Source organism: Paenibacillus lutrae (assembly GCF_009757775.1).
Taxonomy (GTDB): Bacteria; Bacillota; Bacilli; order Paenibacillales; family NBRC-103111; genus Paenibacillus_F; species Paenibacillus_F lutrae.
The window spans coordinates 75,669-99,533 of sequence record NZ_RHLK01000004.1; the positions used below are offsets into that span (position 1 = coordinate 75,669).

Sequence of the window (23,865 nt, forward strand, 5' to 3'; positions counted from 1 at the left end):
GCAAAATATTGAGCCGGATGAGGCTTTGGAGGGCAACGAAATGAAACACGATCAGCATAAAATTCTCGATTGTACAATACGCGACGGAGGACTCGTCAACAATTGGGATTTTAGCGTGCAATTTGTCCAGGATATGTATCGCGGTTTGAATGAAGCCGGCGTTGAATATATGGAGATCGGTTACAAAAATTCAGCCAAGCTGCTGAAAAGCGACAATGCCGGTCCATGGCGTTTTCTGAACGAAGACTTCCTGCGTGAAGTCATCACAACGAAAACGGATACGAAACTCTCCGCGCTCGTTGATATCGGCCGTGTGGATGAGAACGACATTCTCCCGCGTGAGCAAAGCCAACTGGATTTAATCCGTGTCGCTTCCTACATCAAAGATGTGGACAAGGGGCTGGAGCTGGTACAAAAGTTCAACAACATGGGTTACGAAACAACACTGAATATTATGGCGCTCTCCCATGTAATGGAGAACGAGCTTAATGAAGCTTTCGAGCTTATTAACAGAAGCCCGGTCGACGTTGTGTATGTGGTCGATTCCTACGGCAGCATGAACCACAAAGACATTGATTACATGGTTAACAAATTCCAGCGTCTGCTTCCTGAGAAAAAACTCGGCCTGCATATGCATAACAACATGCAGCTCGCATTCTCCAATACGATCGTAGGGGCTGAGAAGGGTGTTGAGTTCCTCGACACTTCCGTCTACGGAATGGGCCGCGCAGCAGGAAACTGTCCGACCGAACTCATTGTCAGCTACCTCAAAAACCCGCGTTACGACGTGCGTCCTATTCTTGAACTGATTGAGAATCATCTGATTCCAATGCGCGAGAAAGTCGAGTGGGGCTACATTATCCCTTACATGATTGCTGGTACCCTTAACGAGCATCCGCGTGTAGCCATGGCTCTTCGCAATACAGCAGAAAAAGATAAGTACGTTGATTTCTACGATAAGCTGACAACACCTGAAATCATTACGAATAATTAATCTTCTTAATAATGAATAGCGCAAAAGGTCTCTTCCATTATGGAGGAGACTTTTTGTTGTTTGCAGCAGCGACAGGATAAGTTGATATAAATAAAAGCGAATGGTAATTTTAGGTTATTGCATTTAAAATATGTTCATCTCCGGGTATGTGTTCTAAATCTATTTATAAATTTGTTATAAATTTGCGGAAAACGTATTATCCCATTGCTCCTGGAGGACCCTATGAACCCTTATGTCTTGTTATCCGGACTGCTGCTTTTTCTATTCTGTGCATTAAATCTTGTAATCAATTACATAGCGCGAAGAAATCGTGAAACCAAGCCTGCCTGGAAGACGGAAATATGGGCCATACCTATTCTATCGCTGCTCATCCTGGGGCAGATAACAGGATTTGCTTTTCTATATATGACATTCTTCCAAAGTCTTGAAAATACCAGTACCTTAATCCGTTTTAGTGCTGCGGGTGACCTGTTTACCTTCTCTGTTTTCATTTTACTCAGTTTCCTGTTGTTTGAAACTTTTATTCACCCTCTTACAGTTGCTGCAGCCCGCACCCTTCTCAAGCGACCTCTATCTTTTTTCAGCAAGCAGCTTATTACGATCGTTGCAGACTGGCTGCTTATTTATTTTTTTGCCTCCCTTATTCCCGGAGTTTATCTGCAAGATTTTCTGTCGGCTCTCACTATATCTGTAGTTTTTCATATAATTGAATGGTTGCTAACCGGTTTTGCGATACTGTATAAAAAAAGCCGAAATAAAGACATTCATATGTAAAAAGTTCAAGTTCCTTATAAAAGGAGCTTGAACTTTGTCTATATATTTGACCGAGTACTTGTCTGCAAGTTACGGAATCTGCCTGCCTATCCTAAATAGAAAATGATTGTGATTACAAGCGGCGAAGTGTTCCTACTTCTTCTTAATCGACATTGAACCCGCGTTGATCTTGGCAAGCTCCTCTTCGGTGTAGCCCTCCAGTTTGTTCACAGCCTTCACTCCGGCCAGCTTAATGTCGTATTTCTTCTTGATGTAAGCATGCAGCTCGCTCATATCCTCAGCGGTCAGAGAAGCGAGTTCTTTCTCACTGCCGATCTGTCCGAGGATAATGCCGATCACCTCACCCGCCAGGGAAGTATTGGGCTGGATGCGGGCGCTGCCGTACGCGACAGCCGAGGCGCCTACATTTTTGCCTGCAACGATGACGTTGGAGTAGCCCTTAAGCAAGAAGGAACGAAGCGGCATGCCATACTTGTCCGGCTTGCCGGTGCTGGTCCCCCATGGGGAATGCCGGGTTCCCTGCAAGTCGATCGCGTAGCCCGCAATACTGACGTTATCGTCATGCATACGGCCGCTGAGCACATCGCTCGCCTGCAGAATGTACTGCGTCTCGTAACGGTCGTAGTCCCGGATATACAAATACTCCGGATAACCATTGACTTCTGCTTTCTCCCAGCCCGGCAGTTTTTGCCTTAAATGCTGCACCACCAGGTCGCTTTCTTGCCTGCCCTGTTCTATGGCCTGCCTCACACTCTCAGGATTAGCGGGGTCCACGTTAAACACAAGCAGGGCATTGATCAAAGCTTCTCCGTCCAGCATATTCACGACATTCAATCCTCTAAGGAAGAAATTATCCCGGCTCGGCTTATAGGCGGCCCCTATATTCCCCAGCCCGTAAGCGAACGTTCCATTCACATACGTATTCCCGCCATAGACCGATTCCCGCTCCGCCTTGCTCATTCCTCCGACTTCTTTCTGAAAAACTTTCCAGTCCACTCCTTTGAATTTCAGCATGATGGACGAAGCCATGTAGTCCCGGCCAGGGGAATTAAAAACGGTCTCCACACCCGGAATCCTTGCTGCGCCCAGCTTACTCGTAAGTGCTGTGAAATCCGTGTTCTCTACCCAGTATTTAGCGGTCTTTGTCTTCATTTCCCCGCTTTTTGTCTTGTATGTAACGGATTGGATGCTCCGGCTGCCTGACTCTGTGCCGTTAGTCCGCTCTATGTCTGTAATCGTAATACCCGATTCTACCGGAATTCCTTCCGCCAAAGAGTTGTAATAAGCCTGAAACTGCTCGGGTTTGCGGATCTTGCCATCCTTGTACTCATCGAACAGTTCCTTGACCCTTCCTTGCAGCAGTGATTTGCCTTTCTCATCGAAAGGTTCGTCCAGATACAGCATCTCCCCTTGGATCAACTGCCCGCCCTGCTTCTCTCTCGGATCAAGAATGACCACAGATAATCCCTCGTCAGCAGCCGCACGGGCTAAATAGATGCCTTCTATCTCCGAACCGATGACAACCACATCGGGTTTATCCGGGTTTACGACAACGGCAGGTTTGCTTTTCTCTTCACAGCCCGATAGAAGTCCCGCCACTCCGATTCCGATCATGAATAAGAACAATACAAACGGATGAATACCTCTCATGACAACCTCCTCTTTCATAAAAAAATAAGGAAAAAAATACCCCGTGCAAGTATACCAAATATCCCACATTTTGTATGGCCTATTGTCGAATTTAAAAAAATTTTGAAAGAGAATGACAGCCGTTTTAGTGCTGTTTATCACCGTGTTTTCGTCCTTTTCCTCGTTTTTTCTACCTAGGATCAGGACGTTAGAACGGTTGACAGACCACAATATCTTGATGTAAATTCATATTTACCATCTACATATTGAGTGGACAGGTTTCCCCGCCTACTAGGGAGGGGATTAAGAGGGAAGTCCGGTGCGAATCCGGCGCGGTCCCGCCACTGTCACAGGGAAACGGTTCGCCAGACAAGCCACTGACACTAGATTTGTCGGGAAGGCGGCGGACCGTGATGAACCTGAAGCCAGGAGACCTGCCTGTCCGCCAGACACCGCTGAACCTACGGGAGATAGGGAGGTGTCCGGAGCTTTTGTTTCCTGTGCTGCCGCAGGATGCCCGTTTCCTTCTAAAGCGCATGTACGCGAATTCCGCGCATGCTAGAGGCGCAAGTTGTGCGGCTCTCGCGCATGAGCGCATGAGAAGGAGGCGCACGGCGCCTTGCGGAAACTTCAGCCATCGGTATGAACCGGGATTACCCGGACCGCATACGGGTGGCCGCAGCCGGGAAACACAAGCCGCTTCATGACGGAGCGGCTTCTATCCGGGCGCGCTGACCCTCCACTTGAGGTCAGCGCGCCCGGTATTTTTGAGAGTGGAAAGGAAGAGAGTCCCATGCTGATTGTATACGACTCCCGCACAGGAAATGTGCAGCGATTCATCAACAAACTGAACATGCAGGCCGTAAGGATTGAAGAAGACCTGTCGATCCAGGAACCGTTTGTTCTGGTTACATATACGACCGGATTCGGTCAAATTCCGGCCAGAGTGATGGATTTCCTGAAGCGTCACTCTTCCCTGCTGCGCGGGGTCGCCGCAAGCGGCAACCTGAATTGGGGACAATCTTTTGCCATGAGCGCAGACCGCATTTCATCTGCTTACGGCGTACCTGTACTTGCAAAATTCGAATTATCCGGCACGACCGGTGACGTAGAACGATTCCACGAAGGGGTGCAGCATCTTGAGACATATTGAACTGAACAACGAACTGATGATACCGGGAACAGACGGATTCTATAGATTAGAGAAAGACCGTGAAGCCTTGGAGGCTTTTCTGGAAGAAATAGAAGGACAGACCGTGAAATTCGGCACCATCAAAGAGCGTTATGATTATTTGATCGGCGAGGATTTCTATGAGAATGTATATGAACGTTATACGATCGAACAAATCGAATCCATTCATAAGTCAATAGCGGACAGCGGATTCCAGTTTCAATCCTATATGGCCGCTTCCAAATTCTATAAAGACTACGCCCTGCGGACCAACGATAAGAAGCAGGTGCTTGAATCGTACGAAGACCGCGCGGCTATCGTAGCCCTCCATCTCGGAGAAGGCGACTTCGGCAAAGCAAGCCGAATCGCCAAAGCGATCATCGAGCAGCGCGTTCAGCCCGCAACGCCTACGTTCCTCAATGCGGGGCGCAGCCGCCGTGGCGAGATGGTGTCCTGCTTCCTGCTGGAGATGGACGACTCCCTGAATTCCATTCAGTACGTCATCGGCACCTGCATGCAGCTATCCAAAATCGGCGGCGGCGTTGCCGTCAATATGTCGAAGCTTCGCGGACGCGGCGAGCCTATCAAAGGCGTTGAGGGAGCCGCTAAGGGCATCATGCCGGTCATGAAGCTGCTGGAGGATGCTTTCTCCTACGCCGATCAAATGGGCCAGCGCAGAGGCTCTGGCGCCGTCTACTACTCCGTGTTCGGATGGGACGTCATCGAATTCCTCGATTGCAAAAAGATTAACGCGGACGAGAAATCCCGTATCCAGACGCTGTCGATCGGCCTGATCGTACCCCAGAAGTTCTACGAGCTGGCTGAACAGAACCAGCCGCTTCATGTATTCGCGCCATTCTCCGTCTACAAGGAGTACGGCCGGCATCTCGACGATATGAACATCGACGAGATGTATGACGAGCTGCTCGCGAACCCGAAAGTGAAGAAAAAGATCGTCATGAGCGCACGCGATATGCTGACCAAAATCGCTGTGATTCAGCTGGAATCCGGCTACCCTTACATCATGAACCGGTCGAATGCCAACCGCGGTCATGCTCTCAAAGACATCGGCAAGGTCAAAATGTCCAACCTGTGCACGGAGATTTTCCAGCTGCAGGAGACGACCGAAATCGGCGACTACGGTCAAGGCGATATTATCCGCCGGGATATTTCGTGCAACCTCGCTTCGCTTAACATCGTGAATGTAATGGAAACGCGGACTATCCGTGATTCCGTTCACGCGGGCATCGAAGCGCTGACTTCCGTCAGCGACCACACGACCGTCGCCAACGCGCCGGGTGTTGTCAAAGCGAACAAGGAGCTGCATTCGGTCGGTCTTGGCGCCATGAACCTGCATGGCTACTTGTCCAAGAACAAGATTGCTTACGAGAGCGCAGACGCCAAGGAATTCGCGCGTGCTTTTTTCATGGCGATCAATTATTACTCTCTGGAGAAAAGCATGGAAATCGCGCGTGACCGCGGAATAACGTTCCACGATTTCGAGCGCTCCGAATATGCGAAGGGTACCTATTTCGCGAAATACGAAGAGACAGACTACCGTCCGGGGGCGGATAAAGTGAAGGCTCTATTCGACGGCATGCCGCTCCCTTCTCCGGAGGACTGGAAGGCGCTCAAAGAGCAGGTCATGAAGCACGGCTTGTATCACGCTTACCGCCTGGCCATTGCGCCGACGCAAAGCATCTCGTACGTTCAGAATGCCACTTCCAGCGTGATGCCGATCGTAGATCAGATTGAGACCCGGACTTATGCGAACTCGACGACTTATTATCCGATGCCTTACTTGTCCAAGGATAATATGTTCTTTTATAAATCGGCTTACCGGATGGACCCGTTCAAAATTATCGATCTGATCGCCGAAATCCAGGAGCATGTCGATCAAGGAATCTCGACGGTCCTGCACGTAAACAGCGATATTTCGACGCGCGAGCTGGCACGCAACTACTTGTACGCCGCTAAGAAAGGGCTCAAATCTCTCTACTACACGCGTACGAAGCGCTTGTCTGTTGAAGAATGTCTGAGCTGCTCGGTATAAAAGGCTTGTAATGCAATAAGGACACGGCACGATTGATAGTTGCACAAAAAAACGCCCGTACGGGCGATAAACAAGAACAGCGCATAGCGGAATTCGTTATACACGTATCCCGCTCCATGCGCTGCCTCTCTGTAGAGAACTAGAGAACTAGAGAAGCATCCATTGCCTGAAAGCTAAAGGAGAGAACCCGCGATGATGAAAGCAGTCAATTGGAACCGCCCGGATGATGATTATACTTGGTCGTTCTGGCAGCAGAATGTGATGCAGTTCTGGACGGAAGAAGAAATCCCGCTGTCCGACGATAAGATGGTCTGGATCGAGATGAGCCAGGCCGAGCAGGACGTCTACAAGAAGGTGCTGGGGGGCCTGACGCTGCTCGACACGCTTCAAGGCGGCGTCGGCATGCCAAGGCTCGTCGAGCACATGGACGGGCTCCAGCGCAAAGCGGTGCTGTCCTTCATGGGCATGATGGAACAGATTCATGCCAAATCGTACAGCAGCATCTTCACGACGCTGGCGAGCAATGAAGAGATCGACGGCATTTTCCGCTGGGTAGAAGAGAACGGACGCCTGCAGCAGAAGGCGGATCTCATCAACCGCTACTACAACAGCATCAAGACCGAGAAAGATCTCTATCTGGCGATGACGGCTTCCGTCTATCTCGAAAGCTACCTGTTCTACAGTGGCTTCTTTTATCCGCTATATTTGGCGGGACAGGGCAAGATGACCAACAGCGGAGAGATCATCGACCTCATCCTGCGCGACGAGAGCATCCACGGCCTGTACGTGGGTACGCTGGCACAGGAAGTGCACGCCTCGCTGAGTGCCGAGGAGCAGCAGGAAGCGGCCGAAGAGCAGATCAAGCTGCTTCTGGAGCTCTACGAGATCGAGAAGGCCTATACCGAAGAGCTGTACACGGCGCTCGGCCTGCAGGATGATGTGCTGCGTTATGTGCGGTATAACGCTAACAAAGCACTGATGAACCTGGGCCGCGACCCGTACTTCCCGGAAGAGCCGGTTCATCCGATCGTGTTGAACGGCATCCGTACCCAGACGAAGCAGCATGATTTCTTCTCCAAGAAGGGCAACGGCTACGTCCGCGCCCTGAAGGTGGAGCCGCTGAGCGACGACGACTTCCAGTTCGACGGCGTGTAGATGGTCGGCGTCATCTCGCATGTAAATAGATATAGATGACTTTACAATAACAGGATAAGAAGCAGCCAGGACCGATTCAGGTTCTGGCTGTTTTTTATCTCGTTACGGATGCCATGTAATAAAATCCATTCGGATAGACAATTATACCGATCTATTATTCTGGTTTTATACTGAAATATCTGCTCAGGAAAAACTTGAAACCAAAATCTGTTCACGCCCTCTTAAATAGCTTTTAAGGCGATATAATAAAATCATCATCCCCCACCATTACAGTGTAGTTTTCCTGCACTCACACAGCCATATAAGCAGCTTAAAATTCGTATTTCATCCAACAATTCTCCGTGTTATGATAGTGAAACATCTAAAGTGCGAAGGAGTTTTTTCATGGAAATCACACTGATCCTGCTGATAGTCGCGGCGGTGTCTGTAGGTGCCTTAATGAAATCGGTGTTCGGCTTCGGAGAGGCCATCGTAAGTATGCCGTTACTGGCACTTCTTCCGATCCCCCTTCAGACTTCCGTTTCTTTGATAGGATTGGCCGGGCTCACCGTAGCTTTGCTGACCGTATTCAGCGGATGGCGTCACATTGAACGCCCTGTCTTGATCCGGCTGGCGGTTTCTACCGTAATCGGAATCCCGGCCGGACTTGCTCTGCTTCATCTGGCTCCTGCAATTGTGATTACGACAGGACTCGGCATTTTTTTAATCGCATTCGGAGGCTATTCTTTGTTTAAGAAGAATCTCTCACGCGCCATACAGCGTCCGCTGCTTAACAATCCCGGCTGGGTACTTCCCTTTGGTTTTGCTTCAGGAGTGCTCGGCAGTGCTTACAATTTTAACGGTGTGCCCGTTGTGGTGTATGGGACTCTGCGGCGTTGGAATCCCGATCGCTTTCGTGGCACCTTGCAGGCTCATTTTCTGATATCCGGCGTTTTTGTTGTAATAGGACATGCACTCGGAGGATTATGGACATCCGACGCCTTCCTTTATTACGCCTATTCTCTGCCGGCTATCCTCGCCGCTACCGCACTCGGTGTTTTTCTGAACAAGCGGATTCCGGCCCATAATTTCGAAAGATATTTATTTGTAGTAATCATCCTGCTCGGAATGGTATTGGTGTTTCCCAAAAGTTAATGAACAAAAAAAAGATGCCGGCGGACAGTTGCAGAGTACTGTTGACCGGCATCTCGTTCTATGAACAAGAGGAAATAAGACTTCTCATTCTCTCATCCGAAGTTATATTTTGCTTTCCTGACCTTCGGGAAGAGTGTTTGTTCGGATCTTATTCGTCTTGTTGAATTCTTCTAGTGCTTGAAGTTCCTGTGGAAACGTATTTAAGTCAAATTCAAACTTCTTGTTTTTCAACTTCCCGTCTATTTCATTGAATTTCCCTTGATATAGACCGTCCACAAAGTAATCGAAGTCATTCTTATCGGTACGGCTTCCCTTATTGCTCGTAAGAAATAAGAAGACTCGCTCTCCTTCTTGAAAGGTCGGAATTGCATCTTCCTCTTCAAATTTATAAATGACATCACCAAGCTCACCGCCCCGGACGCGAACCTCGACCTCTTGTTCCGGAATTCCTTTTATACCTTAGTCATTTTTATCTTGGTGTCTGTCGCAGGAAAGCCTTCAAAATCTTTCTGTACTTCTTTGGAGATGACCTTCCCTTCGGCAATGACATCCGCATCCAGAACCAATTCGTTCTTTTCATAAGAAGCGATATCCAGAGTGGATGTGAGCACAGTCTTTTCAACCTCTTCTTTCGGATTACTATGGCAAGCGGTCAGAGAAAGCATTACGGCCATGAATGAAATAAATCGTGCATACGACTATCATACGGTTCACCCTTTCATGAAGTAGGACGCACAAATCGTCCGGATGTTGCTGACCCAACGTAAAAAAGATGCCGACCGTATACGCAAAAGCGCAGCCGTCGGCATCCTTTTATAAAGAAAACGGACTTATCAGTTCCACAATCCTTCTTGCTCAAGCTTCTTCTTCCCTCTGAAAGCAAAGATAACGGCGCCAATATTCAAGATCAACATGACGGCAATTGTATACAACACCGGTGTGTAGCTTCCAGCCAGGTCATAAACAAATCCATATGCCGGAAGGGCTACAATGCCCGCAACGGCCAGCCCGATCGCTGCAGTCGCGTAGATCTGACTATACTCCCTGTTGCCAAATACAGCCGAGGTTAACAACGGGCCCAGCACACCAATGGAAGCTGTAACGAAACCATAGATACCGATACCTATCCGGAACACAAGCGGGTTTGCAGCAAACATAATTAACAAGGCCACAGCGACCAGACCCGTTACCATTGCAAATATGGCCGTATTTTTGGCGCCGATTTTATCGCTCATGAAACCAAACATTAAGGAACCTATCAACAACCCTAGCATAAAGGAACCCATTACATTCCCTGCAAATTGAACGTCATACCCGAGTCCCATCGCAAAGGGACCGACATGCGGGGCAAAGCTGCCTACGGAGGTAATTAAGAAGAAAAAGAGAACCAGAGCGTAAAATGCAGAAGATTTTCTTGCTACAGCAGCTGTAACCCCTCTTTCATCGAAAGAGACTGCATCTTGATCTCCAGTAGATTCAACCTCGCCTCCATAGGGCTGCAAGCCCTTGTCCCGGGGTGTCTTTCGGATGGTTAATAGAATGACGGGGACTACAACCGCTATAACCACTACACCCAGTATCTTATACGTGCTTCTCCAGCCTTCACTGGCAATTAGATTGCCGGCCAGAGGCTGCAGCACGGCTCCAAACAAACCGACAGCGGCCATCATAATTCCTATCGCCAAGCCGTTGCTTTTTTTGAACCAGTTGTTAATCAGCACCGGACCAGCCATTTGCGCAACGAAAATGGAACCGATCGCCATAGGAATGGAGAAAATATACCAGCCCCAGACAGAGTTCATAAATCCGAACATAGCGAATGAACCCGCCTGCAGAATGGTAGCAATGATTAATAAGAATTTAATTTCATACTTGGCCATCATTTTTCCTGCAAGCGGCAGAAAGATTAAGATCACCAGCGCCGAAATACTAAAGTAAAGCGTTAAACTCCCCATTCCGATCTTTAAATCCTGGGATACCGGAGTTAGGAACAACCCTCCTGCCGTGTTAATCCCGCCTCTGGCGAATCCGGCCATAATGGATAATCCGATTAATACGATCCACGCAAAATGAAAGCTGCTTTTGTTCTTGCTCATGATGTCTTCCCTACCCCTTATTTTGCGTTAATATCCTCTCTCAAGAGGAAGCTCCATACCTGTGACAAGCCGGGCCCTTCCAACTTTGCCTCATCAACAGGGCATGGAGCCATTGGTTGTATTCATTGTTCTATGACCGCTAGTATTGTTCACTAAACGTCCTTTGCTATTATGCTCTCTGTGTGCATGACATAACAAGCTACATTTATTCCCAAATTATAATCCGATGATCTAATCAATCTGCATCTTATCTCATGGTAATCCCAAACGGACTGAATTCCTCTGCCGAAAGGGAAATCCGATTCAGTTCAGTTTAACAGTTTACTAGTAAACTGATTGCCGAAGAACCTCTCCCTACCTCTTTGTAAGCATTTTTATTTCAAAAAGGTCCCGCTCCGGTACTCCGAATACGCTTGATAAATCTCTTCTCCTAAAAAGAGTGCCTGGCCCTTGGACCCTTCTATTTGATTAGCCCCAAACGTACCCCGGCCTTCCAGAATATAATAAGGCCTTTATAACTACAGGGCACAATACCGAGCGCTATTCTTCTTCCGCTTGCGGGATTGTTTTCTTCAAGCTATGTTTATGGATTTTCTTCATCATCTCGTGCAGCTGCTGTTGTTCCTGATCATTTAAAGCATCGCTAATCATCGAAGCCTGGAAATCCGATTGCAGAGGCATGATTTTTTCGATCAATGTCCTGCCTTTGTCCGTAAGCGAAATGTACTTAACCTTCCAGTCCTGTTTGCGGCTGATAAAACCCTGCTGCTCCAACCGGCTCAGCATGTGCGAAACCCCGCCGCGGGTGATCATCATATGCTCGGCCAGTTCCATCTGTGTAATAGGCTCATGAACTAAGATCTGAGCCAATGTATCAAATTGATTAACGGTAATTCCATACTGTTCCAGATAATCGTTAGAAAGCTGGTTACTCCGCTGATAAAACCGGACTAGTCTCAGCCATATGAGCAAGCTTAAGGTGTTCTCGTCTGTAAACCATCTTTTGTCCACAATAAAAACCTCATCTCTTGTGATTGTTGTTATCAGTGTAGGTGTAATCTGATAACGTGTCAATGTCCCGCCGAGAGAGGATACATCCTGCGCGACTACCGCATGAAAAGAAGAGTATGGGGGGTATTGTACATACCCCCGCAGTCCTGTTACTTGCTTTCCAGGCCTGCTTTTACATAAGAAGCGACTGTGGCTGTACGTTTAGCCTGGTATTTCACCGCTGCTTCCACGTCTTCTTTCATGTTGCCATCACCATCGATCGTTACGCTTGTACCGTAAGGGTTGCCTCCGGCAGCAAACGTAGAAGGATCTCCATAGCTTGGCGCTACGACAATCGCTCCCCAGTGATACATCGTCGTATAGAGGGAAAGAATCGTCTGCTCTTGTCCGCCGTGCAGATTCTGAGCCGAGGACATGGCGCTGACAACCTTGTTCAGCAGTTTGCCTTGTGCCCATAGTCCGCCGGCAGTATCAATGAACTGCTTCACTTGGCTGGGTACATTACCGAATCTTGTCGGGATACTGAAAATAAAAGAATCTGCCCATTCCAGATCCGCATGTGTGACTTCCGGAACATCCTTCGTCTCATCTACGTGTTTACGCCATGCGGGGTTCGAATCAATCGCTGCAGCCGGAGCCAGCTCGGGAACTTTCAGAAGTTTAACTTCCGCCCCTGCTGCTTTCGCACCTTCAACAGCCCACTGGGCCAGCTTGTAGTTTGTGCCTGTCGAACTATAATAAATAACGGCTACCTTCGTGTTCGCCACTGTAAACCACTCCTTTTAAATTTCTAGTTGTTAAGTTCTCCAACGCTATACAAATTTATTTAACGTCTGTTGTCAGTATACTAGTAATCTGATTGTTTGTAAAGCAAGCTCCGTTTTGTTGTGATGCTCCTATACAAAAAGAGGGGACAAAAACCGATTAGCTTTCGTCCTCCTGCTGCAATTATTTAGTTAATTGTTCCTTGAATTTTTCAAGCACCTGCTTTTTTAAAGCGTTAAAATGCTCCCCCTGCTCGCCCATAACTCGCTTTGCGCATTTTTATAGCTGGTCTTCGTATCCACAGGTTCCAGGCGGCTTATATCGTATTTGCCCTGATACATGCCTACTACCATGAATTCCTTTTTATCGCCTTGTGCCACTTTGCGCAGATACAGGATATATTCGCTGCCTTCCTTCACCAGATTATACCCTTCCGTGCTCCGCAGAGAACCATCTTTTATAAAAGCAGGCTCGTAAATGATAATAAAATTGGAGATATCCTTATCTCCTTTAAGAATACGGTTCACTTTCATTTCCGTTAAAGTGTCGCTCAGAAGAAATTGTCCGCCGTCCGATTTACGGTCTACACTGCTGCGCTTGCCCTCAAACTTGGCCATAACGATATAGTCGCTATTTTTTTCGAGTTCATCCGCATTATTATAGATCCGGTAATCGGCCTGAGTAATGGCAACTTCTTTGAAAACAGGCACGGGTGATGTTAATGGCGGCGCGCTTGGTGATGGGGTAGTACCTTGGGCTATTTCCTGCGTATCAACCGTTTGAGTTTGACTGCTTTCCTTAGATGTACAGCCGATATTTAATGTCAATAAGCCAATAAATAAATAGGATAATAATTTTTTCACAGAAACCCCTCCTAGTCCTAATACTTCCATTGGAGATTGCTGATATCCAGACTATCATAATTAACTAGTTGGCATAAAATTTTGCAGATACCTCACTTTCTGAAGAAGCTGTGTATGAATGGAATCCCACTCCTGTACAAACACTACCTGTAAATGCGGGAGGTGTGCGGGGGATGAGCAGCAAAATTTTGTTGGTTGAGGATGAGGCAAAAATCGCCCGCGTCCTGCAGCTCGAACTGCAGCACGAAGGCTACGAAGTCAGCATGGCGGAAGACGGCAGATCCGGACTCGAAATGGCTCTGTCCGAGCCATGGGATCTGATCCTGCTGGATATCATGCTGCCGGAGCTGAGCGGGCTTGAGGTGCTGCGCCGCCTTCGCCAGCAGACGGCAGTCCCCGTGATTCTGCTGACTGCGCGGGATGCTGTACCTGACCGTGTCAGCGGCCTTGATCAGGGTGCCAACGATTATGTAACCAAGCCGTTCGCTATCGAAGAACTGCTTGCCCGGATCCGTAATCTCCTCCGGCTGACGGGCCCTCAGTCCCAGGGAGAGAGCGAAGTCCTGCAGGCGGATGATATCAGCATGAACTTGAAAAGCCGGGAAGTAACCCGCAGCGGTAAGGTTATTGAACTCACGCCCAAGGAATTTGATCTGCTGCAATATCTGATCCAGCACAAGGGTGCGGTCAAATCCAGGGAGGACATTATCTCCGACGTATGGGGATACGACTTTGTCGGCGACACGAACATCGTCGATGTGTACATCCGTTACCTGCGGCAGAAACTAGAGAAGAATTTTGCAGGGAAGGTCATTCATACGATCCGCGGTGTGGGTTATCTCATCAAAGGAAGTGGGCCTGATGAGTCTTAAATTCCGTTTTGCCCTCCTGCAGACCTCCCTGCTTTTCCTGATTCTGCTCGGAGTCAATTTTTTTATCTACTATTTGTTTATCGAGAACAATTCCCGTAATGAGACCCAAAGCATCGAGCGGAAGGCGGCCAAGCTCCTGCTTCAGGAAAATATTATCCAGCACCCGGAATACTGGGAGAACCCGTTCCTGCTCAAAGACTTTCTTGTGGCAAATGAGCTCATCCGTCTAATCGGGCCGGACTCTACGGTCCAGAAGGAAATTTATACGGATGAAACCCTGCTTCAGCGGCCGGCCAAATATATTCCATCCACTGTGCCGACCTCCAAGCTCGTTTCTACCGATAACGGCTTCTGTCTCTACGTCCAGACGCCTATTATCGAAGATGAGCGGCAGATCGCAACACTTGAAATTGCCCGCAAGCTGGTTATTTTGAATGATAATGTCCAAGTGCTCTTCCTGGCTCTCTTCTATACGACCTTAGGCGCACTGGTGCTGTCGATCATTTTTGGCTATATCTATTCCACCTTGGTGTTTAATCCTATTCACCGGCTGGCCCAGACCATGGAGAGTATTCAGAAAAGCGGCACGTTCAAGAGACTAGAAGTGAAATCCAGCCGCAGTAAAGATGAAATTGCACAGCTTGGCCATACCTTCAATGAGATGATTGGCAGGCTTGAACAGCATTTTGACCAGCAGAAACAGTTCCTTGCCGACGCCTCCCATGAGCTGCGGACGCCGCTGACCATTATCGAAAGCTACGCCAGACTGCTCCAGCGGTGGGCCAGCAACGATCCGCAGCTGCGTGAGGAAGCCATTGAAGCCATATTAAGTGAATCCGTAAGGCTTAGAGAATTGACCAAAAGCCTGCTTACCATAGCCGATTCCGACGAGCGGCAGCGCGTAGACTGGAAGGAGTTTGACATGCGTCCTCTTCTTCAGGCGACAGCTGCCTCTATCCAGCTTACATTCGACCGGGAAGTTAAGCTCCAGCTGCCGGACAACGGCAGTAAAATGAAGATGATAGGTGATCCGGAGAAAATCAAACAGCTTCTCATTATTCTTCTGGATAATGCGGTCAAATACAGTCAAAAACCGATTCAAATCCATGCGCAGGACGAAGCGCGTTCCATCCGAATTGCTGTCATTGACGAAGGGATCGGCATTGATAAAGAAGACATACCGCGGCTGTTCGACCGGTTCTACCGGGTAGACAAAGCCCGCAGCCGCAAGAACGGCGGTGTCGGGCTGGGACTTGCCATTGCGGAAAGCATCGTTAAGCTGCATGCCGGAACCCTGTCTGTCCAGAGCGAAATCGGAGAAGGCACTCAAGTTGAAATCAAACTCCCGAAGGGCTGATCGCCGGGAGTTATTTGATTTTGCGGAAAGCCTTGATCCGGTTGTACATGGGGACATCTATATTTTTGAAAGGCGCTATTTGCGGTGTCGTATTCACTTCGAGTATCCATGGATACAGACGGGCATCGAGCGCTATATCAAGCCCCAGTTCACGGGTGAACCGGTAGTTGCGTGCATATTGTTTGGCTACCCGGATGCTCAGCCGCTCCAGCCTGCTTGTAACAGCAGCTAACTGGGCGCCGTCCGCATAAGGCGACAGCATCTGCTTCAATGTGTGCAGGGTAGCTCCCTGGCTTCCGTTGGACACGATGCGGCCCGGCGCGGATAACCGGCACACCGTACCGGTCACTTTCCAAATGCCGGAACGATCGCGCTGTACCATAATCCTCATATCAAACGATCTTTTGTTATATTTCAGGGTACGGATGCCTTTCTGAACCAAATATTTTTTAGGCGCCTTATCTTTCTCAATGGAATCATACATAGCGCCGAACGTCTGAAATTGTTTTTTACGGCGTCCCTTCTGATAGCTATAAGTCCATTCTCCGGGCTTTATACCGCGAATTCTTTCTACTTTCATGACACCAATTCCAAGAGAACCACTTTCAGGTTTAATATACACCATGCCGTGTTTGCTCAACATGTCCCTGAGGACGTCCTTCGTATATCTCTTCGTTTCCGGAATGTGGATGTTCACGAGACTGTCCCCGTTAATCGCTTTAGTTTTCAGCCACTTGCTCCGCAGGTACCGGATTCCCATTAGGCTGTTCTCCCCCTCCCTGTCCATCTTTTTTACGTTTCAGTATATGCAGTCAGCCTCTTACTTGTTGTGTGCTTTTGCTCATTCTAAAGGACTTCGTTGCCGCATACGCTCTTATCAATAAAAAAGGACCGGCGCGGGGCCGGTCCCTACTTCAGAATTCTATATACGCTTCGTGATAGGTATCTTTGAACTTGCGCTTACGGACCTGAATTTGCAGGACATTCTCCCGGTAGCGCGCTTTTGCCGTCTTCGGATTTACCGGGCTGGGCATTTTAATCGTTTTTTTAGGCTCATCGATCAGACCGAGAATCTTAACGTGACTGGTTTTGACGAGCACCTGCAGAGAATACGGATCTTCCCGTTTAGGGATTTTCAGACGTATAAAAACATGCGTATGTGTCTCAAACACATCGCTCGTTGACAGCTTTTTCCGCTGCTGCCCGGCACTGCTATTCGCAGTCCTGTTAGCACTGGCAACCGGAGGCGGTATCGTGCGGTCGAATACATCCCGGACGAATCCTTCGATCCATTTTATATTCTCCATATATTTCTGCGGCTGATCAAGAAATTTCTCAATATGCTCCCATTTCAACCATTTGTTCATATCTGGCTGATTCATCGCAGCTCACCCCGCTTCTCTGGCATTATATGAAAAAAGGGCTGCCGGGTGTGAGCGAAAGAGTACCCTTACCGAAACATACGGGAAAAGATACGAACATCTGGGCACTTCCCTACATACAATAAACGAGAAGACGCAGCAAAGGAGAACGCCTATGCCGGCCATCGTCGGGAACGTCAAAATTTTGTCCGTGGGCCCCAGCTCCGTCGTTCAATTCGGGGACTGTCTTGTTATTTCTCCAAACAGCTCTTCGAAAAGCTTTGCAGGAGCAGGCTCTTTTAATACAGGAGATTTGCCTTCGGTCTTCAACGCGATCAGCGCGACGAATACGAACGACAGCGACTTTGTCGAAGCAGAAGCGAACAAGACGGCAACGGCATGAGCTGGACGATCCATCAAACCATCACGATCCAGCAGCTTAGGGTCGATGCCGTCTCCAATTCGTCCGTACTGCAAATCGGCAGTGCGGGAAGCATCCGCTCCCTCTCCAATCAGTACAACACCGGCGGCTTCACGGGTCCCGCTCCGGAGCCGGGTAAGGGCGAACTGGCCGGCTTCGGCGGATCTGCCGGCCCAGGCGGCGGACCCGGCCCGGCGGGGCAAGGGCCAGGTGCAGGCAGCGCCGCTCCTGCGCCGCTTGCGCAGGCGCTCTGTCCGGGCCCAGAGCTGCTGCCGCCGCTGCCGCCGATGTAAGGCGGCCAGCCCAGCGGCAGTGCCGGCCGCCTGCCGTCCAGGAGCGCGTGTACGTCGCTGCCGGGCTACGCCTGCGACAGTGCCTGCACCGCGGCTCTGCTGCTGCCACTGTACCGGCGTAAGGTCTGCCGGATTTGCGCTGCCGCAGTGGCAGGCGATACGGGCGACAGCTCCGCAATCGCTTGAAGCCGCGTGCGCTTGCCGGCCATCCCCGCCTCATACGGGAGACCTCATATCCAATTACGGAAGGAGAAGCGCGCCTATGTACAGCCCCGATGGTTCTTATCCGTATTATCAGCAACAGCTTCAACAGTTGTGGGCTTACACCCAGCGGCAGGAAGAGCGGCTCCGCAGACTTGAAGAGTCTGTCCAAAGTATGCGGAAGGAGCTTGAAGAGCTGGGACGTCAGCGGGCTATCCACATCGACCGGATCGAATACAAATTCGATCAGCTTAAAGTCGAGCAGTTGGATGGAACACTGACAATCGGCGTGTCTCCCTCCGCGATGAATGAGATCGAAGACATGGCAGTTAACGGAATGCCGGATTCGCCGCCCCCGGGGAAAGGCATGAATACTGCCCCTCCGGTGCCTCCCGCTTTCACTTCGGATGACTACCGGCAGCCGCCTGAAGAGCGAGAGCCTCCGATTATGGAACAGCAGGCGAATCAGCAGCTCCATGACTTTCTTGACCGTGAGGCCATGGAAGAACTGATGGCACTCGCCGCCAAACAGCATATGAATGTGGCTCCAGGCGAAAGTAAAAGGATTATGGATGATCTAAGACGCCAAATCGAAGCGAGAGTCCGGCATTATTCCAGGACACCCGGACATAACGAAGCAGCAGGAATGGAATCTGCCGAGGTTAGGACTCATAAATTAATAGAGAAAACCAAATCGGATATTCGTGAGGGCATACGGATTTATTTGAACCAATACCGGCAAGAAAAAGAAAACGGAGGGGATTCTTCGTGAGTGTGGACCTTTATGTAGAGAACAAATGCCTCCAAGTCGGGTCCATTTACATTATCGGGGTGTCGAGTTCATCAACTTTCCTGATCGGAGATACGGACTCGATCTCAGCAGCCTCCGCCTTCGATACGCCGCCGGAATCCGTCATCATCGGCCCCCTGGTGCCGCTCTCCGGGGAAAGATGAGCGGCAGGCGGCGGATGGTATACCTCGGACAGGCGAAGGTGCTTGGCGTTGCCGACTCCGCAGTTTTTCAGATCGGAGATAACCAAGGCATCTATACACGCTACCGCGCTCTTGCCCTGCAGAGGGAAGTGCCGAATTTCATCGAAGAGGAAGGCACATTCGAAGCTTATCCTGTCTTCATAGAGCCCTTCCCGGACATACGGTTTCCGCCCGGAGCGACCAAGACTACCAGCCAAGCGGGAGCTATTCAAGTAGGCTCCGTCAAAGTCCTGGGCGTCTCCGCATCCTCTGTGATGCAGATCGGGGGAAGCGGTCCCGTTCGGATGGAATCCCGGATCAAGCATATCCGGCAGATCCGTCCCCCCGGTCCCTATTCGAACCCTACCGGAACGGTGGCCGCTACCGCAGGGGATACCAGCCTGCCTGTAGAGGCCTCACCTCCTGCTCCGGGAGCAGAAGCCCGGAAGCGGGAATCTACGGCTTAAACCGGTATCCCGCTCCCCATATTGTTTCAATGTACGCCGGGTCCGACGGACTCGGCTCTATTTTTTCGCGAAGCTTGCGGATATGTACCGTTACCGTTGAAATTTCACCGGAAGAATCCATGCCCCAAAGTTGATCGAACAGCTGATCTTTACTGAACACACGGTTCGGATTCATGGCGAGATAGGCAAGAAGATCAAATTCTTTGGTTGTAAAAATAATTTCATGCCCGTTCATATACACGCGCCTGGAAGCGCGGTTGATCAGCAGCCCGCGAATCCGGATCTCATCCTTATCCGCTGCGCCTCCCTGTCTGCCTTTGAGCCTCTGGTACCTCGACAGATGAGCCCTCACGCGCGCGACCAGTTCCCCCGGACTGAAGGGCTTAATGATATAATCATCCGCCCCCAGACTAAGACCGCGGATTTTATCGACGTCCTCTTTCTTGGCGGAAACCATAAGAATCGGAATATCCCGTTCCATCCGGATTCGTTCGCAGATAGCAAAACCGTCTGTTCCCGGAAGCATAACATCAAGAAGCACCAGATCGTAATCGCCCGTAAGGGCGCGCTGCATCCCCCGTTCCCCGTAATGTTCCATATCGACCTGAAAACCGTCCAGCTCCAGATAATCCCGCTCCAGCTCGGCAATACTTACGTCATCTTCCACAATCAAGATGCGGCCGATTTCACTCATGTGGCTATTCTCCTCTCACCTTGATCCGCTTTGCGGATTGTAAACTGAACCGTGGTCCCTTCGCCATATCGGCTGCTGGCCCAAATCTTGCCGCCATGTTCTTCGACAATCTGTTTGGCGATAGCCAGACCAAGCCCGCTGCCCCCTGTCTGTGTACTGCGCGAGGGATCGCCCCGGTAGAACCGGTCAAAAATATGGGGAAGCACGTCGGACGGGATTCCCTGACCGTTATCATGAACGCCAATCAGGACGAATTCAGGCCTCTCTACTACGAACACACGAATATGCCCTTCCTTCTTATCCCTGTACTTCTGTGCATTCTCTGTTATATTCGTCAATACGCGTTTCAATTTCTCACGGTCAATGATGACCGGAAGCGGGTCCTGAGAAGAGAGCTCCAGCGTTAGCCGGATTCCGTTCTTCTCCATATCGAACTGCATATCTTCCGCGCAATCTTTAAGATACGCAGTCAAATCCGCCTCTTCGAATTGAAAAGGCAGCTTCTTTAAATCAAGCTTGGAATACAGGAAAAGCTCATCAATCATCCGGTCGATATCGACCGTTTTGGCATAAATCGTATGCAGGTAACGGTCGAACTTGTCCTGCGAATTCGTGACCCCGTCCATAATACCTTCCACATAACCCTTAATCGCGGTCACAGGGGTTTTCAGATCGTGCGAAATGTTTGAAATCAGCTGTTTGCGGTTCTCCTCGTACTGCAGCTGCAGCTCAACCGAATCCTTAAGCCGCCTCCGCATCTCTTCAAAGGAAACCGCAAGCTCCCCGATTTCGTCACCGGAGGCGGGACGTATTTCAAAATCGAGCTGTCCATCCTTGATATGCTCAGCCGCGCGCTTCAAGGATCGGAGCGGATTAATCAGACTTCTGGACATCAGGTAAGTCATCACGCCATTCGTCAGAACCAGCACCACAACAAGAGCAGAGAGAAAAAGAAGGCCGTATTTCATCAAATATTTACTGCTTACGGAGTCATGGTTTCCAATGAACAGACTGCCTTTACTTCCGTCCGGATAAAGAAAATCATGATGCCGCAGCACAAAAAATTTGTTTGTAAGCTCTGCGTCTGACAATCCTGAATAAGAACTGTAGGCGGGCAGTTCCTCCAGTCCTTCCTTATCTTCAATTATAGGTGAAACATAGAGCAGCTGGTCATTCTTACGCAGCACAATCCCCATATTGACGCGCTGGACAAGCTCTTCCCAGTGAGTCCAGTTGGAAGGATCATCCGCACTTATCGGATTCTTGGCTATTTCGCTGCGGATTTTCTGATAATTCTCTTCTTCGATCGTGGCAACTTCCTTAATAGGATTATTCTGGCTGAGATCCACATGGTAATCCCGCTTCAAATCCTGAACCAGCATATAATAAAGCCCTATCCCTGTCAGGAACAACAAGACTAAAGGAATAATCAGCATGGCGATATAAGAAAGTAAAAGCCTTGTGCGAATGGACATAGGCACGTCTCCTAAGCGTGGAATTCCATACGGCAGCAAGGCTCTTCTATTAGGTAAAATTTGCCGTATGACCTCAATATACTATACCGGGGCTTTACGGAAAAGAAGGAATGGCAGGGGTGTCAGCGCTCTCCCGTAAATGCATGTGTTAATGCAAAATACCGATAATTCCGATCTGGTTATCGTCCGGATCCAGCATGCCGAACACATCGCGGGTAAATTCCTTGGTCAGAGTGGAAAGCTTCACAGCACCCCGGTACCGTAACCGTTCATAATCTCCTCTGGGGTCTGTAGAACCGATCGTAAACGCTCTATGCTCCAGCGGAACATTCTGCGGCGTCTCGATCAGGCAAAGATTAATATTGGTAAAAGCGACGGCTCTTACTTCATCTGTACCTCCGGCAGGCGTAATAGTAAAGCGCTGACCGATCAGGGCGTTTAAATTACTCTCGTACCAGTCTGTCGACTTGTCCAGGTCCTTGACGGGCAAATACGCGCCGCCCAGACGGATGCTCCCCGTCTTCTCGTGCCCGCTTTCCTCCCAGCCGACAATTTCAATGGGATTCCCGTCCGGGTCCGCAATGGTGAAGCGGCTCATGGACTGCAGAGGCTTCAGCTTCTCTACCATCGTCACTCCGGCATCCTTCATGCGTACATAATCTTCATGGGCATCATACACATTCACATTAAAAGCAACCGCACTGTACGTGTTTAGCTCCTTCTGCCGGGTAAGCGTCAGGCAGGTCCCTTCGTAAAAAGAAAGTCTCGCATGCTCGCTGTCGCGGCCCAGCAAGCGGAGACCAAGAACCTTGATGTACCAGGGTACTGATCGATCAAGATCGGAAACAGGTACAAAGACATCGACCAGTTTCGTAAAAGTCATACCGTTGTCCTCCTGAGAAAATAGATAAATTCCAGATCATCCTGCCCCTATCCTACACAGGGGCCAGGATTCAGGTATTATCTTCCATGTATTGCACGTCAATGTCAATACGAACGGAACGGCTTCCCCTATTCTCTGCGAAGTTAAGGAAGCAGGCCGTTCAACCCATTCGCTCCGCACCAATGAAAGAGTCCGCTATCTCCCGGCGCCGAACAAGTTGTCCTTCCGGCTGCTATTGTCAACCGATTTGAATCCGTAATCAAGCAGTTTACGAGTGGCATTGAACCTTCCTTCCTGACTTCCCGTTCCCATCACCACGGAAATCAGCCGCTGCCCGTCCCTGACCGCCGTCCCGGTGAAGCAGTATCCGGCCAGATCGGTGAAACCGGTCTTAAGGCCATCGCTTCCTTCATACGCAAACGTATCTCCGGCGGCCGGAAGCATCCGGTTCGTAGTCCGGATCAATCCGAATCTTCCGGGCAGTTCGTAATCCGCTTTGCGGGTCAGCTCCAGCACTTCCGGGTGATGACGGATCAAATAAGCGGCGAGTCGGGCCGTATCCTTCGCGGTCATGACGGTCTCTCCCTTATGTTGCTTGGGCGCATAAGAACCGAGATCTGCACGGGTCAATCCGCTTGCATTCGCAAAAGCAGTCCCCTCCGACAATCCGATTTCGGCCGCTTTGCGGTTCATCTTCGCAACGAATTCATCCTCGGTACCCCCAATATGCTCCGCCACGGCGACAGCCGCGTCATTGGCCGATTCAATGGCTACTGCGGCAAGCATTTCTTTGAGTGTCAGCCGCTCCCCGAATTTCAATCCGATTTGGGCGCCGGTAACCTCGCTGGCATAACGGCTTGTCCGTACCTGGTCATTCCAGGATGCACGGCCGGCTTTCACTTCCTCGTAGACAATTAATTCCGTCATCATCTTGGACATGGAAGCTGGCGGAAGACTTTCATCCCCATTGCGCTCATAGACAATGCTGCCTGTGTCTGCATGAATCAGTACCGCTGATCTTGCATCAAACTTCAGTTCTTCTCCGCCGCTCCCTTTCCACAGCCATAAGCCTGCCGCTATCAGAGCAAACAGCAACAGCCTTCTTCCGGTGCGTTTCATACTGCTCCACTCCTATTAGTCCGTTTCTATTTCTCCCGTATCTTAAGACGAACCGGCGAAGGACAAAGACTCGTGAGAGGGCCACTGGGCCGGAGAATTAATAAC

Annotated in this window: 25 protein-coding genes and 1 riboswitch; of the genes, 13 read left to right on the forward strand and 12 right to left on the reverse strand. The window is 49.8% G+C overall.

Annotated elements, in window-relative coordinates; genetic code table 11:
- Nucleotides 1–40: 40 nt before the first annotated feature.
- Nucleotides 41–994, forward strand: a complete 954-nt coding sequence (locus EDM21_RS09660; RefSeq protein WP_068776911.1) for an aldolase catalytic domain-containing protein — start codon at nucleotides 41–43, stop codon at nucleotides 992–994.
- 222 nt (nucleotides 995–1,216) lie between these two features.
- Nucleotides 1,217–1,768: a hypothetical protein gene (locus EDM21_RS09665; RefSeq protein WP_157335081.1), complete on the forward strand. Its 552-nt coding sequence runs from the start codon at nucleotides 1,217–1,219 to the stop codon at nucleotides 1,766–1,768.
- 132 nt (nucleotides 1,769–1,900) lie between these two features.
- Here EDM21_RS09665 and EDM21_RS09670 read toward each other — a convergent pair whose 3' ends face one another.
- Complete coding sequence (locus EDM21_RS09670; RefSeq protein ID WP_166541925.1) at nucleotides 1,901–3,418, reverse strand: FAD-dependent oxidoreductase; 1,518 nt, start codon at nucleotides 3,416–3,418, stop codon at nucleotides 1,901–1,903.
- Nucleotides 3,419–3,656: 238 nt separating this feature from the next.
- Nucleotides 3,657–3,853, forward strand: a riboswitch (cobalamin riboswitch).
- Nucleotides 3,854–4,190: 337 nt separating this feature from the next.
- Here EDM21_RS09670 and nrdI point away from each other — a divergent pair.
- The 4 genes from nrdI to EDM21_RS09690 all read left to right on the forward strand — a co-directional run bounded on the left by nrdI (nucleotide 4,191) and on the right by EDM21_RS09690 (nucleotide 8,910).
- Nucleotides 4,191–4,550 (forward strand): class Ib ribonucleoside-diphosphate reductase assembly flavoprotein NrdI, encoded by a 360-nt coding sequence (nrdI, locus tag EDM21_RS09675; RefSeq protein ID WP_157335083.1) that lies wholly within the window; start codon nucleotides 4,191–4,193, stop codon nucleotides 4,548–4,550.
- Nucleotides 4,537–6,621 carry a class 1b ribonucleoside-diphosphate reductase subunit alpha gene (nrdE, locus tag EDM21_RS09680; RefSeq protein WP_157335085.1) on the forward strand — a complete coding sequence of 695 codons (2,085 nt, stop codon included), beginning with the start codon at nucleotides 4,537–4,539 and terminating at the stop codon, nucleotides 6,619–6,621. The genes nrdI and nrdE overlap by 14 nt, the downstream gene beginning before the upstream one ends.
- Before the next feature lie 195 nt (nucleotides 6,622–6,816).
- The gene (gene nrdF, locus EDM21_RS09685; protein ID WP_157335350.1) at nucleotides 6,817–7,776 is read left to right on the forward strand and encodes a class 1b ribonucleoside-diphosphate reductase subunit beta; all 960 of its coding nucleotides are present in this window, start codon (nucleotides 6,817–6,819) and stop codon (nucleotides 7,774–7,776) included.
- Nucleotides 7,777–8,160: 384 nt separating this feature from the next.
- Entirely contained in the window at nucleotides 8,161–8,910 is a 750-nt protein-coding gene (locus EDM21_RS09690; RefSeq protein ID WP_157335087.1) for a sulfite exporter TauE/SafE family protein, read from the forward strand.
- A 452-nt stretch (nucleotides 8,911–9,362) separates the two neighbouring features.
- Here the strand turns inward: EDM21_RS09690 and EDM21_RS09695 are convergent, their stop codons facing one another.
- The 5 genes from EDM21_RS09695 to EDM21_RS09715 all read right to left on the reverse strand — a co-directional run bounded on the left by EDM21_RS09695 (nucleotide 9,363) and on the right by EDM21_RS09715 (nucleotide 13,645).
- Nucleotides 9,363–9,521, reverse strand: a complete 159-nt coding sequence (locus EDM21_RS09695) for a hypothetical protein (protein WP_157335089.1) — start codon at nucleotides 9,519–9,521, stop codon at nucleotides 9,363–9,365.
- A 222-nt stretch (nucleotides 9,522–9,743) separates the two neighbouring features.
- Entirely contained in the window at nucleotides 9,744–11,006 is a 1,263-nt protein-coding gene (locus tag EDM21_RS09700) for an MFS transporter (protein WP_157335091.1), read from the reverse strand.
- A gap of 540 nt (nucleotides 11,007–11,546) precedes the next feature.
- Entirely contained in the window at nucleotides 11,547–12,017 is a 471-nt protein-coding gene (locus tag EDM21_RS09705) for a MarR family transcriptional regulator (protein WP_166541926.1), read from the reverse strand.
- A gap of 149 nt (nucleotides 12,018–12,166) precedes the next feature.
- The gene (wrbA, locus tag EDM21_RS09710; protein WP_166541927.1) at nucleotides 12,167–12,784 is read right to left on the reverse strand and encodes an NAD(P)H:quinone oxidoreductase; all 618 of its coding nucleotides are present in this window, start codon (nucleotides 12,782–12,784) and stop codon (nucleotides 12,167–12,169) included.
- Between the two features lie 225 nt (nucleotides 12,785–13,009).
- Entirely contained in the window at nucleotides 13,010–13,645 is a 636-nt protein-coding gene (locus EDM21_RS09715) for a hypothetical protein (RefSeq protein ID WP_157335093.1), read from the reverse strand.
- 173 nt (nucleotides 13,646–13,818) lie between these two features.
- Here EDM21_RS09715 and EDM21_RS09720 point away from each other — a divergent pair, with 173 nt between their 5' ends.
- Together EDM21_RS09720 and EDM21_RS09725 are read left to right on the forward strand one after the other, a co-directional pair.
- Nucleotides 13,819–14,517, forward strand: coding sequence for a response regulator transcription factor (locus EDM21_RS09720; protein ID WP_157335095.1), 699 nt, complete (start codon nucleotides 13,819–13,821; stop codon nucleotides 14,515–14,517).
- Nucleotides 14,507–15,874, forward strand: a complete 1,368-nt coding sequence (locus EDM21_RS09725; RefSeq protein WP_157335097.1) for a sensor histidine kinase — start codon at nucleotides 14,507–14,509, stop codon at nucleotides 15,872–15,874. The genes EDM21_RS09720 and EDM21_RS09725 overlap by 11 nt, the downstream gene beginning before the upstream one ends.
- A 10-nt stretch (nucleotides 15,875–15,884) precedes the next feature.
- Here the strand turns inward: EDM21_RS09725 and EDM21_RS09730 are convergent, their stop codons facing one another.
- Nucleotides 15,885–16,634 carry a YheC/YheD family protein gene (locus tag EDM21_RS09730; RefSeq protein ID WP_157335099.1) on the reverse strand — a complete coding sequence of 250 codons (750 nt, stop codon included), beginning with the start codon at nucleotides 16,632–16,634 and terminating at the stop codon, nucleotides 15,885–15,887.
- Nucleotides 16,635–16,788: 154 nt separating this feature from the next.
- Nucleotides 16,789–17,256, reverse strand: coding sequence for an Hsp20/alpha crystallin family protein (locus EDM21_RS09735; RefSeq protein WP_157335101.1), 468 nt, complete (start codon nucleotides 17,254–17,256; stop codon nucleotides 16,789–16,791).
- A 154-nt stretch (nucleotides 17,257–17,410) separates the two neighbouring features.
- On the opposite strand from EDM21_RS09735, the gene EDM21_RS09740 reads away from it, so the two are divergent.
- The 5 genes from EDM21_RS09740 (at nucleotide 17,411) to EDM21_RS09760 (ending at nucleotide 19,589) form a co-directional block, all read left to right on the forward strand.
- On the forward strand, nucleotides 17,411–17,638 hold the full coding sequence (locus EDM21_RS09740) for a spore germination protein (RefSeq protein WP_157335103.1): 228 nt from the start codon (nucleotides 17,411–17,413) through the stop codon (nucleotides 17,636–17,638).
- Nucleotides 17,635–17,949, forward strand: a complete 315-nt coding sequence (locus EDM21_RS25500) for a spore germination protein GerPB (RefSeq protein ID WP_157335105.1) — start codon at nucleotides 17,635–17,637, stop codon at nucleotides 17,947–17,949. The genes EDM21_RS09740 and EDM21_RS25500 overlap by 4 nt, the downstream gene beginning before the upstream one ends.
- Nucleotides 17,950–18,211: 262 nt before the next feature.
- Complete coding sequence (gene gerPC, locus EDM21_RS09750) at nucleotides 18,212–18,922, forward strand: spore germination protein GerPC (protein WP_157335107.1); 711 nt, start codon at nucleotides 18,212–18,214, stop codon at nucleotides 18,920–18,922.
- The gene (locus EDM21_RS09755; protein WP_166541928.1) at nucleotides 18,919–19,104 is read left to right on the forward strand and encodes a spore gernimation protein GerPD; all 186 of its coding nucleotides are present in this window, start codon (nucleotides 18,919–18,921) and stop codon (nucleotides 19,102–19,104) included. The genes gerPC and EDM21_RS09755 overlap by 4 nt, the downstream gene beginning before the upstream one ends.
- 14 nt (nucleotides 19,105–19,118) lie before the next feature.
- Nucleotides 19,119–19,589 carry a spore germination protein GerPE gene (locus EDM21_RS09760; RefSeq protein WP_235918122.1) on the forward strand — a complete coding sequence of 157 codons (471 nt, stop codon included), beginning with the start codon at nucleotides 19,119–19,121 and terminating at the stop codon, nucleotides 19,587–19,589.
- Here EDM21_RS09760 and EDM21_RS09765 read toward each other — a convergent pair.
- The 4 genes from EDM21_RS09765 to EDM21_RS09780 form a co-directional block, all read right to left on the reverse strand.
- Nucleotides 19,579–20,283 (reverse strand): response regulator transcription factor, encoded by a 705-nt coding sequence (locus EDM21_RS09765; RefSeq protein WP_157335109.1) that lies wholly within the window; start codon nucleotides 20,281–20,283, stop codon nucleotides 19,579–19,581. The two genes, EDM21_RS09760 and EDM21_RS09765, sit on opposite strands and share 11 nt — an antisense overlap.
- Nucleotides 20,280–21,758 (reverse strand): sensor histidine kinase, encoded by a 1,479-nt coding sequence (locus tag EDM21_RS09770; protein ID WP_157335111.1) that lies wholly within the window; start codon nucleotides 21,756–21,758, stop codon nucleotides 20,280–20,282. Before EDM21_RS09770 ends, EDM21_RS09765 begins: the two co-directional genes overlap by 4 nt.
- Nucleotides 21,759–21,906: 148 nt before the next feature.
- On the reverse strand, nucleotides 21,907–22,641 hold the full coding sequence (locus EDM21_RS09775; protein ID WP_157335114.1) for a VOC family protein: 735 nt from the start codon (nucleotides 22,639–22,641) through the stop codon (nucleotides 21,907–21,909).
- Nucleotides 22,642–22,836: 195 nt separating this feature from the next.
- Nucleotides 22,837–23,760: a D-alanyl-D-alanine carboxypeptidase family protein gene (locus tag EDM21_RS09780; protein ID WP_157335115.1), complete on the reverse strand. Its 924-nt coding sequence runs from the start codon at nucleotides 23,758–23,760 to the stop codon at nucleotides 22,837–22,839.
- Nucleotides 23,761–23,865: the final 105 nt, after the last annotated feature.

Coding starts and splice junctions, on each gene's coding strand:
- EDM21_RS09665 (WP_157335081.1), top strand. CDS start 1,217: ATGAACCCTTATGTCTTGTTATCCGGACTGCTGCTTTTTCTATTCTGT.
- EDM21_RS09660 (WP_068776911.1), top strand. CDS start 41: ATGAAACACGATCAGCATAAAATTCTCGATTGTACAATACGCGACGGA.
- EDM21_RS09725 (WP_157335097.1), top strand. CDS start 14,507: ATGAGTCTTAAATTCCGTTTTGCCCTCCTGCAGACCTCCCTGCTTTTC.
- EDM21_RS09765 (WP_157335109.1), bottom strand. CDS start 20,283: ATGAGTGAAATCGGCCGCATCTTGATTGTGGAAGATGACGTAAGTATT.
- EDM21_RS09780 (WP_157335115.1), bottom strand. CDS start 23,760: ATGAAACGCACCGGAAGAAGGCTGTTGCTGTTTGCTCTGATAGCGGCA.
- EDM21_RS09700 (WP_157335091.1), bottom strand. CDS start 11,006: ATGAGCAAGAACAAAAGCAGCTTTCATTTTGCGTGGATCGTATTAATC.
- EDM21_RS09775 (WP_157335114.1), bottom strand. CDS start 22,641: ATGACTTTTACGAAACTGGTCGATGTCTTTGTACCTGTTTCCGATCTT.
- gerPC (WP_157335107.1), top strand. CDS start 18,212: ATGTACAGCCCCGATGGTTCTTATCCGTATTATCAGCAACAGCTTCAA.
- EDM21_RS09770 (WP_157335111.1), bottom strand. CDS start 21,758: ATGTCCATTCGCACAAGGCTTTTACTTTCTTATATCGCCATGCTGATT.
- EDM21_RS09730 (WP_157335099.1), bottom strand. CDS start 16,634: ATGGGAATCCGGTACCTGCGGAGCAAGTGGCTGAAAACTAAAGCGATT.
- EDM21_RS09760 (WP_235918122.1), top strand. CDS start 19,119: ATGGTATACCTCGGACAGGCGAAGGTGCTTGGCGTTGCCGACTCCGCA.
- EDM21_RS09670 (WP_166541925.1), bottom strand. CDS start 3,418: ATGAGAGGTATTCATCCGTTTGTATTGTTCTTATTCATGATCGGAATC.
- EDM21_RS09720 (WP_157335095.1), top strand. CDS start 13,819: ATGAGCAGCAAAATTTTGTTGGTTGAGGATGAGGCAAAAATCGCCCGC.
- EDM21_RS09690 (WP_157335087.1), top strand. CDS start 8,161: ATGGAAATCACACTGATCCTGCTGATAGTCGCGGCGGTGTCTGTAGGT.
- EDM21_RS09740 (WP_157335103.1), top strand. CDS start 17,411: ATGCCGGCCATCGTCGGGAACGTCAAAATTTTGTCCGTGGGCCCCAGC.
- EDM21_RS09735 (WP_157335101.1), bottom strand. CDS start 17,256: ATGAATCAGCCAGATATGAACAAATGGTTGAAATGGGAGCATATTGAG.
- EDM21_RS25500 (WP_157335105.1), top strand. CDS start 17,635: ATGAGCTGGACGATCCATCAAACCATCACGATCCAGCAGCTTAGGGTC.
- nrdI (WP_157335083.1), top strand. CDS start 4,191: ATGCTGATTGTATACGACTCCCGCACAGGAAATGTGCAGCGATTCATC.
- nrdF (WP_157335350.1), top strand. CDS start 6,817: ATGAAAGCAGTCAATTGGAACCGCCCGGATGATGATTATACTTGGTCG.